Source organism: Aeromonas sobria, from assembly GCF_050266975.1.
Classification (GTDB): Bacteria; Pseudomonadota; Gammaproteobacteria; order Enterobacterales; family Aeromonadaceae; genus Aeromonas; species Aeromonas sobria_B.
The window spans coordinates 1-8,265 of sequence record NZ_JBKISU010000060.1; the positions used below are offsets into that span (position 1 = coordinate 1).

Annotated in this window: 13 protein-coding genes; 10 read left to right on the forward strand and 3 right to left on the reverse strand. The window is 50.5% G+C overall.

What is annotated here, in order from left to right; all coding sequences use genetic code 11:
• Positions 1–100: 100 nt before the first annotated feature.
• Entirely contained in the window at positions 101–460 is a 360-nt protein-coding gene (locus ACLHZ1_RS20165) for a helix-turn-helix domain-containing protein (RefSeq protein ID WP_427263481.1), read from the reverse strand.
• A gap of 123 nt (positions 461–583) precedes the next feature.
• Here ACLHZ1_RS20165 and ACLHZ1_RS20170 point away from each other — a divergent pair, with 123 nt between their 5' ends.
• The 8 genes from ACLHZ1_RS20170 to ACLHZ1_RS20205 all read left to right on the forward strand — a co-directional run bounded on the left by ACLHZ1_RS20170 (position 584) and on the right by ACLHZ1_RS20205 (position 6,046).
• Entirely contained in the window at positions 584–835 is a 252-nt protein-coding gene (locus ACLHZ1_RS20170; protein WP_427263482.1) for a hypothetical protein, read from the forward strand.
• A complete protein-coding gene (locus ACLHZ1_RS20175) occupies positions 822–2,282 on the forward strand; it encodes a replication initiation factor domain-containing protein (RefSeq protein WP_427263483.1) in 1,461 nt (486 codons plus the stop codon). The genes ACLHZ1_RS20170 and ACLHZ1_RS20175 overlap by 14 nt, the downstream gene beginning before the upstream one ends.
• A gap of 27 nt (positions 2,283–2,309) precedes the next feature.
• A complete protein-coding gene (locus tag ACLHZ1_RS20180) occupies positions 2,310–2,630 on the forward strand; it encodes a hypothetical protein (protein WP_427263484.1) in 321 nt (106 codons plus the stop codon).
• 63 nt (positions 2,631–2,693) lie between these two features.
• Positions 2,694–2,927, forward strand: coding sequence for a hypothetical protein (locus tag ACLHZ1_RS20185; protein WP_427263485.1), 234 nt, complete (start codon positions 2,694–2,696; stop codon positions 2,925–2,927).
• Between the two features lie 4 nt (positions 2,928–2,931).
• Entirely contained in the window at positions 2,932–3,150 is a 219-nt protein-coding gene (locus ACLHZ1_RS20190) for a Flexible pilin (protein WP_427263486.1), read from the forward strand.
• Positions 3,151–3,264: 114 nt separating this feature from the next.
• Positions 3,265–4,527: a hypothetical protein gene (locus tag ACLHZ1_RS20195; protein ID WP_427263487.1), complete on the forward strand. Its 1,263-nt coding sequence runs from the start codon at positions 3,265–3,267 to the stop codon at positions 4,525–4,527.
• Positions 4,528–4,579: 52 nt separating this feature from the next.
• Positions 4,580–4,843 (forward strand): DUF2523 family protein, encoded by a 264-nt coding sequence (locus ACLHZ1_RS20200; protein WP_427263491.1) that lies wholly within the window; start codon positions 4,580–4,582, stop codon positions 4,841–4,843.
• Positions 4,844–6,046 carry a zonular occludens toxin family protein gene (locus ACLHZ1_RS20205; protein ID WP_427263488.1) on the forward strand — a complete coding sequence of 401 codons (1,203 nt, stop codon included), beginning with the start codon at positions 4,844–4,846 and terminating at the stop codon, positions 6,044–6,046.
• Positions 6,047–6,375: 329 nt separating this feature from the next.
• Here the strand turns inward: ACLHZ1_RS20205 and ACLHZ1_RS20210 are convergent, their stop codons facing one another.
• Positions 6,376–6,810, reverse strand: a complete 435-nt coding sequence (locus tag ACLHZ1_RS20210; RefSeq protein ID WP_324048941.1) for a hypothetical protein — start codon at positions 6,808–6,810, stop codon at positions 6,376–6,378.
• A 138-nt stretch (positions 6,811–6,948) separates the two neighbouring features.
• Positions 6,949–7,299, reverse strand: coding sequence for a DUF3653 domain-containing protein (locus tag ACLHZ1_RS20215; protein WP_303804329.1), 351 nt, complete (start codon positions 7,297–7,299; stop codon positions 6,949–6,951).
• 126 nt (positions 7,300–7,425) lie between these two features.
• Between ACLHZ1_RS20215 and ACLHZ1_RS20220 the strand changes: the two genes are divergently transcribed.
• On the forward strand, positions 7,426–7,587 hold the full coding sequence (locus ACLHZ1_RS20220) for a hypothetical protein (RefSeq protein WP_427263489.1): 162 nt from the start codon (positions 7,426–7,428) through the stop codon (positions 7,585–7,587).
• 25 nt (positions 7,588–7,612) lie between these two features.
• A complete protein-coding gene (locus ACLHZ1_RS20225) occupies positions 7,613–8,008 on the forward strand; it encodes a hypothetical protein (protein ID WP_427263490.1) in 396 nt (131 codons plus the stop codon).
• Positions 8,009–8,265: the final 257 nt, after the last annotated feature.

Below are 8,265 nucleotides of genomic sequence, written 5' to 3' on the forward strand. Positions count from 1 at the left end.
AAAATGAAGTTTTTGGTCAACTCTCGTTCCATCCAAGTAAATACCTGATAAACCAGCAAAATTGCGTGGGCTGGCTTATCGGCAGGTTTCAGATGGGCATTTAACTAAACGCGACATTATGCGCAGTCAATTTATGCCAGTCGCTAGGGGTCGCAAACACAACCAGCGCAAGGGCTACAGCTGTGCCAGCTCCTTTTGTGTACTTCGCCAGGATGTCGTACCAAGCCCGTTTCAGCTCGGGATCTTCCTCTCTGACGGCTGCCAGACTTATCAGCACTTCTTGGACGTCTAAACCGATCTCCTCGGCAATCTTTTTTGCAGTGGCATCAGTGAGTTGCGCCTTTCCTTTTGTAAACCGCGATATGTGAGACTGTGTAAATCCCAGGTCTGCGGCGACTTCTTGAAACTGGGTGTACTTTTTGGCTCTCATGTAAGCCTCAATCAGCGTTTTTGAGTTCACTTTGCTTAACTCCTCAGTTTATCAATGGGCCTATCATAACCATTTTGGCCACAAAAAAGCCCGTTGAAACTTATTAGCGAAATTGATCAAATGCACTTGCCAACAAATTCAAGTGATTGATCTATGACCTACTTTAGCCCACAAAACACCGATTCACCTGCGCTCACTGAGCGCAAGGTCTATTGGCAGGATGAGCCAACTGGCGACATTTCCGCTTGTGTGGCGGGTCAGGTCGAGATGTTCCGCGACCTGCACGAGATGCGGGTTTATCTGGCCATGACGTACCCGGATACCGCCTTTGAGCTGGTCGAGGTCACTGAGGATACATGGCAAGGCTTCTATGATCAGGGGGTCTTTTTCGATGACTGGTCATAGCTGCCCGATGCCGATAAATGGGGTTATCGGCAACAAAACCCTGATCGATTATCTGTCCTTCACTTGGTCGCCGGACGAACTGCGCCAAATGACTGACTTGGCCAAGCAAGGCGCGTTGCTCAAGGCCATCCCGCGCTTCGATACCCAGGTGCTCGGGCTCAAGGCCGCTTTCTCCCAGGCGGACGCTGACCTGCGTTATCTGTGGAAGCGCCCCGCGACGTTCGCTCCCCTCTCCCACTTCGAGAAGGAAACCCAGCGGCTGCGTGATAAGGTCTATCTCCTGCCCCAGGTTGAGGTGGCCCCGGTGGTCACCCCTTCCATGACCCAGATGATGGAGGCGGCCCTGCACTCCGGTTACACCGCTCGCGCCGATATCCGCAATGAGCTGAAATCGGTCTGCGCTCACCTGCTCAAGTTCTCCGAGTTTGAGGTGGTGGCCGATGCTAAATACTGGCATGCCTATAACGACATCATTGATAGCTACGGCGTTCAGTTCCTGGACGCCCTCTGCTGCGCCGAGCTGGATTTGTGGCTGCATGAGCTCAATCACCGTATCGGGGTGCCCATCCCCTCCCCTCGCTTCAGCAAACGGGATCGCCGCTCCGGCCTGCACGGTTACGCGCACTCTGCTGATCTGTTGTGTGATGGCCTCCCCTGTGGCCTGCTCGCCTGGGGCGCGGCAAACCATGGTTGCATGGTCAGCTTCTCCGGTGTGGGTTGTGCCGCCCTGGATTTCCAGGCGCTGCATGATGTTATCTCTCACATACCTGGGGTGCGCATCACACGGGTGGATCTGGCCTTGGATGATTACAGCGGCGAGCATGTCAGTTACCAGGGTGCCATCGCTGGCGCTGAGGCTGGCGAGTTCCATCCCCAGCGGGGTCGGGCGCCGTCCTGGATGAAGATAGAATCGGGCGAGTTCGTCATTGCCGAGGTCGCCAAGGGCATCGCCAAGCGGTTTGGCATGGTGCCTAGCAAGGGGTGCAGCCTGTACGTGGGCAGCCGCACAAATGGCAAGTGCTGCCGGATATACGAGAAGGGCAAACAAATGCAATCAGCCGAACACCCAAATTGGGTGCGTGCTGAGGGCGAATTACACAATAAAGATCGTGTTATTCCGTTGGACGTTCTGGTAAACCCAGACCCCTATTTTGCGGGAATGTATCCTCAGTTTGCTAAATGGCTGGCAGTTGTCCAGGAGCAGGATATAGCACCTGTTCGTGTGATCACGTTTAAAAACAAGTTCAAAACGTCTAGGGATAATGCCGTTTTTAATATGTCCAGAATGGCGGGTCGCCTTGTCAATTGGTTAGCAAGCGTCGAGGGGTTATCCCCTGAGAAGATTGTTAACCAATTAACAGCGCACTTAGGGAAGGATGATGTTCCCGCACGGTTATTGATGCCACTCCCTCCAGACCTGGATGGGCTGCCATTATTTTCGACCTAATCAAGGTTCTTCAACGAGGTAATATCTATGTCTATTCTGTCCGGTGTCCTGGTCACTCGCGTGACTCACGGTTATGGCGTCTCCCGTAAATCCGGCTCGCCTGTCCCTTATGACTTTGCCCAGGTCGAATATCTGGCCCCGGCAAATAACGTCAATAAGCCCGAGTGTAATATCACCTCCTGGGGCTATGAGGTTCGCCAATTGGCCTTGCGTAATGATGCCGTCACCATTAAGGATCTTTCTGATTGCCCGAAATTGGTGGCCGTTGATCTCGTCCTGGAGGCCGACCCCAGCAATCCGACCCGTAACGTGGTCGTGGCATACCAAGCCAGCAAAAAGCCTCTCTAACCTCTCTGCGCTCAAGGAGGAGGAGCGAGGGCGCGCAGCGACCGACGACGGGAGCGCGAAAATATGCTCTGTTTAGAAATAACCGTTGAGGGATATATCAAACTCTCTCAACCGGATAGCTGTCAATATGTGCTCCTGACTGTCCAGGAGCATTCTAAATTAACGAATATATCTAACTGGTTTCAGTTTGATATTGCAGATGTGTCAATGGCCTTTGGCGCTGGATTAGCCATTTGGGTTATTGGTATTAAATTGGGCGCTCTTGCTCGATTAATCGTAGGTGCAAAAAGAGGATAATGTAATGAAGAAAATTAACGGGTTGTTTCGTAACGGCTGCATCGCTGCGGTAGGTGCTATTTCTGCCGGCTCTGCCTTTGCTGAGGGTTCCATGGCTGATGGGGCTGCGGCGGCTCTGGATGCGGCGCAATCTGATGTGGCGACTACCGGTCCCAAGGTTCTGGCGGTGGTTGCTGCCGTTGTTGGCGTAGGGATCCTGATTAATCTCATTCGCAAAGCCTAAGCCATGTCCCTTTTGATTGGGACACTATGGTTTTTGTTCTTTGTCGAGGGCTATCGATCATCGTTCTCGATATGACATAAGGCGGCTTCGGTCGCCTTTTTATTTGGGGGTCGTGTGAGAGTCCTTTATTTGTTTTTCCTGCTGCCGTTGAGTGCGTTTGCGAGCTGTCCGGCTGGCATCAGTCTTTCCAATCTTCCGATGGGGACGGTGTTGCCTTATTGTGTGAAATGGGAGTCATCCACACTGGGGGGGTGTTCTGTGGATTGCCAGGATGTATGTGTCGAGCTTCCAGCTAATGGCACCATTGGGCCAATGCAGACAACGGGTGAAGAATGTAAATTAGCTGGCGGTGGCGATACTGGCGGTGGCGATACTGGCGGTGGCGATTCACCTTATTATTATCCTTTTAAAAACCAAGCTAGCCCAGTTCGTACGGGGGGTGAATATCAAGAGTTTACTACTTCGGCGATTCATCAGCTTGATTCTGATTTGCGTTGGGCCGCGATTAAAATGTATGGGCAGGGTGAGCGGACAATAATCACGCTTAAGGATTTTGGTGCCGGTTTGATGGAGGTGAGTGACGCTTTAGCCGTTTCAAAAAATACAAATGGAGAAATGGCAAAGACTAATCACGATATTTTGGATTCTGTTGTCAGGAGTGGTAATACATTACAGCGATTAGCTAATTGTGTGGTTAATCCGCTTGCTAATGACTGTGGTCATTTGGCTGGCTCGGGGGGTGGTAGTGGTTCTGGGGACTTTTCTTTTCTTCAGCCTATGATGGCTCAAGGTTTATCGTATATGAGCGATAGTAAGGGGAAACTTTCTTCTCTTGATGCTTCTTCTTTGGCTTCTAATCGTTCATTTTCGGATATATCTGGCACTCTTAAATCTATATACAGCTCTAACTCTTCTCAGCTTGGTAATATGCTTGATAGTCTTGCTAATATTAATGGTACGACTAAGCAGGCTTTATCTAAGGGTTGGGGTGGTTCTTCAGGCGGTGAAGGTTTGCAATTAGATTACTCGAAAATGCCTGGTTCGAGTGGTAACCCATCAATAGTTAAGGGGGCTGAATATCGCTCATTTTGCCAGGTGGAAAACTGTTATTTCGATGTGGCTAGATTGGATGGTGAATATAAGGATAAACAAACAGAGCTTACGGATAAATATGATGAAATTGGCAAGGATGTAAAGGATATTTTCGATTTTACCTTGTCCGGTTCGGCAGGCGTTTTAGAATGTTTTGACTTATTCAGTTATGGCGGCACTGAATATCAAGTTTGTCCTCCATCTGGCGAATATTGGAAAACATTAGCCTCTATCATGATGTTTATTTTCTGCATCATTGGATTAATGATAATTTTCAGGCGGTAATATGGAATGGTTAACTGAGTTCTTCAGCGGCTTTTTCTCTGATATATATTTTATGTTTGTTCAGTTCGCAGCCTGGATTGTTGTCAAAATGGCTATATCCTGGGTTGAATTTAAAATATTCATCCTTACGTTTTCCTGGGATGTTGCCAGGGCAATCCTTATAAATATTCAGTTTAGTGATCTTGTATCAAGTTCTTTTAATGCGCTACCTGCTAATGTCAGGGGGATTTTGTTATATCTTCATTTTGACAAGGGGTTCTCGATTTTAACTCAAGCGTTTGTTACTCGATTCATGCTTAATATGATGGGGTGGTAAATGTCTATCAAGATTCATCATGGTGCGCCGGGGTCTTATAAATCCAGTGGAGCTATTTATACAGACGTTATCCCCGCCATCAAGGAGGGCCGCTACATCATCACCAACGTGCGTGGGTTCACTGCTGCGCGTTGCCGAGAGGTGTTGGGCCGGGATGTGCCTGAAGGGTTTGATGTGCTCTATGTCGAAACCGAATCCCAGGATGGTCGAGACCGCTTGGCGCGTTTCTATCACTGGGCACCTAAAGGGGCATTCTTCCTGGTAGATGAGGTGCAACGGATATTTCCGCCATCCTGGCGCCAGACCGATTTGGATAGGCTCGATTACCCTGGTGGCACCGTGGCCGCCCAGGCAGACGGCAGGCCGGAAACAATCGATGTGGCATTTGATATGCACCGTCATCATAACTGGGACTTTGTATTAACAACCCCGAACATCAAAAAGGTTCATCAGGTGATCAGGGCTGCGGCTGAAACTGCGATTCGCCATACTAATATGGGTTTATTAGGCATTGGTGGCCGTTATAAAACCGTCCTTCATCTGGCGGATAATTCCGGCGCTAGTATGAGTGACGTTCTCCAGGCAAAACCATTTAATAAGGTGCCCAAGCATGTTTTCAAACTTTATGACTCGACTGCAACCGGTAAGGTCTCAGATACAATCGCGGGTAGTTCGGTTTTTCGAGATCCTAAAATTTTATTTTTTCTGGTGTTTCTTGGATTTTGTATCTTCTTTGGTTTCATCAAGCCTGATTATATTGATGCGCCTGCTAAAGCCCCTGCGCCTGCTTCTGCCGGTGTTTCGGTTACTGGGGAAGTGGGTGGTTCGCCCGTTGCTAGCGTACGTCCTAGTAGCTCTCCTGTTGCGTCTCCTGGTGGGGTTCTTTCTGTAGGGCCATTTGCTGGCTACCGCCTGATCATCAACTGCCATGTCTTGACCAAGAATGAGCGAGACGTCTACAACGTCGAATATTGCTTTGCCCTGCGCAAGGGCGACGACGAGCAAGCCATCTATGCCGAGGAGTGGCCGCAATACTTCGTGGACCTGAAGCCTATGACGGCCTGTCACGCTGTTATCCAGTACCAGGGGCAACCTGTGGACGTGTATTGCGATCCTGATGGGGATGCACTGCGTAAGCGGGTCAATGCTGCCCTCTTCGCTGGCGGTGATACACAAAAACAGTCATCTGATGACCGGTCATAACAAAATGGTGACCGGGTATAAAAATGGCAACTGCGATATGGTATTTCTTATGTTAAATAGCGAGGTTTATCAACGCTCTTAGCTGCTCTTGCCCTCCTCACCTCAAGCCTGACCGCCGATCCCCAGGGGCGTCAGCCCCTATAAGCCGCCCTCTGCTGCCGATTTAGCCTCTAAACGCCTCTCGGCGGAACACGCCCATCTGACCCAGGGGCTGGATCACCCCCTTCCCTGCAAAGCCGGCTCTTGAGGCTCTCAGTGCACTGAGGGAGGCAAACGCCGCAGCGCCCGCCGTGGCCTCCATACCCCCCGTGTAGTAATACGGGGGGAATTCAACTCAAATGCCTAACCTTATCTGCACTTTCCTTCTCATGTGTTTCTACTTGTTCAGTGAGCCATGATGAAGCGTCATCCATCCTTAAGAACGATTTCACTGCATGCAGTTTTAGTGATGGGATTAGGTGTAGAGATATTTGATAGAGCGTTGGGGATGAGATGATGTGAGCCTGAGCGACGACAGAAGTGTGTATTAAATACTCGTGAAACTGCTCCGCTTTTTCTAGTGCTTCAACAGTGCCGCCGGTGTAAAGCCTAGCGTCTATCAGTAGGCCGATTGGTTCATTATGATGTTGCTTGATGGAGGATTTCATGGCACGAATCCATGCTTCCATACCCTCCATATTGAATGTGCCGCTGAGCTCGCACTTGAGTACGTGATTAGATACTGGTTCTATCCTGTAGTTTCCATGTTGCAGCGTATATTGCATACGACCTCCCCATGTAAAATTTATTCTTATTACCATAATGTTCCCATGCTGCTACTTTGTAAACACTTAACAAAACAATAACAACATTGTGGTTTTGTCCTTATGTGGTAATAAGGGGGCTTCCGCCCCCTCCCCTGTCTAGTTGATGCCTAGCTTCTTCCTCCAGTAGAAGGCTTCCCTCTGCTTCTCTGACAGTTCCGCCTGGATGATGGCCAGCGCCTCGATCCTCCTTCTATCGAACATCACACCATTAGGTGCGATCAGGCAGTCATTCTTCATACGCCAGCCTTCCCAGGCCTTGAAAATCGTGGGCAGCTCCCGCCCGGATGCCATACGCATAAGCCGTTTATAGACAGGTGGGATCTCTTTGCCCTTATCCCAATATGTGACCTGCCTCACAGAAACGAAACATAGATTTGCCGTCTCCTCTTCCGATAAACCGCATTCAAACCAACGAAAAATGAAGTTTTTGGTCAACTCTCGTTCCATCCAAGTAAATACCTGATAAACCAGCAAAATTGCGTGGGCTGGCTTATCGGCAGGTTTCAGATGGGCATTTAACTAAACGCGACATTATGCGCAGTGTTGGATTTGAACGTTTGGGAGGTTTTTACGATGAACGAGAAAAAACGACCGACTCTCGATGAACTGCTCAAGGAGCTTGATGGCCCCCTTTATGACATCGACTGGAAATCCGGTGATGTGCAACCCGAGTTGTTAGCAGACGTCGACCCCGATGAGATCGGTTGGGATTGGGATGTCACCGATGGGAAATAGCGCCCCGGTTCGGGATTGGCGGCGGTTGGATGAACTGACCGCCGGTGTCGACCTGCTGGCACAGCTGCGGCGTCACCGGTTTCGACGGTTGGATATGATTGTGCCTGACGGCTACCAGTTGCTGTGGTTCGACATGTTCCCGCAGGCCGGTGCGCTGGCGCTGGTACACCAGGATCACCTGTTTTGGGTCTGCAGCTGGCAGTTGGCCGACCGGGTGGCGGTTATCCACGACTTTCGGGCGTTCTGGTACACCCATCAACAGGAGCTAGCCCATTTGCCGCTGGAGGCGATTTGCTGGCTATCCGGTCGTTACCTGGTGAAATGGACTGCGCCCAGTGGCGGACACTTCTGGCGACGCTGTTTATGTGAGGCCCGAGCTCGGGGCCTGTCGGTGAACGCTGGTGCCATCGGCCAGCCCTAAAAATTGCTCACCGGGTTGGATGGCTCTGTTAGCCATGGTCTATCGGGGCGACCTCGCGGCGTGCCGCATGCAGCACGTCGGACATTTCCCCTGGGCTGATCCGCCGCACCACATCGGCCGGACTGGCACTGCCTAGCTGTGATCTCTCTGTAGGTTGTTCACTCGGGGCATTCCCGCAGAATTGGAGGCGCCAACCAAACCAATCATCCGAGGTGCCCGAGTGAACAACCATAAAAATGCCCGATTAACCCTCTTTG

Excerpts from the sequence above, each read along its gene's own strand:
- ACLHZ1_RS20170 (WP_427263482.1), top strand. The coding sequence starts at position 584 with ATGACCTACTTTAGCCCACAAAACACCGATTCACCTGCGCTCACTGAG.
- ACLHZ1_RS20175 (WP_427263483.1), top strand. The coding sequence starts at position 822 with ATGACTGGTCATAGCTGCCCGATGCCGATAAATGGGGTTATCGGCAAC.
- ACLHZ1_RS20180 (WP_427263484.1), top strand. The coding sequence starts at position 2,310 with ATGTCTATTCTGTCCGGTGTCCTGGTCACTCGCGTGACTCACGGTTAT.
- ACLHZ1_RS20185 (WP_427263485.1), top strand. The coding sequence starts at position 2,694 with ATGCTCTGTTTAGAAATAACCGTTGAGGGATATATCAAACTCTCTCAA.
- ACLHZ1_RS20190 (WP_427263486.1), top strand. The coding sequence starts at position 2,932 with ATGAAGAAAATTAACGGGTTGTTTCGTAACGGCTGCATCGCTGCGGTA.
- ACLHZ1_RS20200 (WP_427263491.1), top strand. The coding sequence starts at position 4,580 with ATGTTTGTTCAGTTCGCAGCCTGGATTGTTGTCAAAATGGCTATATCC.
- ACLHZ1_RS20205 (WP_427263488.1), top strand. The coding sequence starts at position 4,844 with ATGTCTATCAAGATTCATCATGGTGCGCCGGGGTCTTATAAATCCAGT.
- ACLHZ1_RS20210 (WP_324048941.1), bottom strand. The coding sequence starts at position 6,810 with ATGCAATATACGCTGCAACATGGAAACTACAGGATAGAACCAGTATCT.
- ACLHZ1_RS20215 (WP_303804329.1), bottom strand. The coding sequence starts at position 7,299 with ATGGAACGAGAGTTGACCAAAAACTTCATTTTTCGTTGGTTTGAATGC.
- ACLHZ1_RS20220 (WP_427263489.1), top strand. The coding sequence starts at position 7,426 with ATGAACGAGAAAAAACGACCGACTCTCGATGAACTGCTCAAGGAGCTT.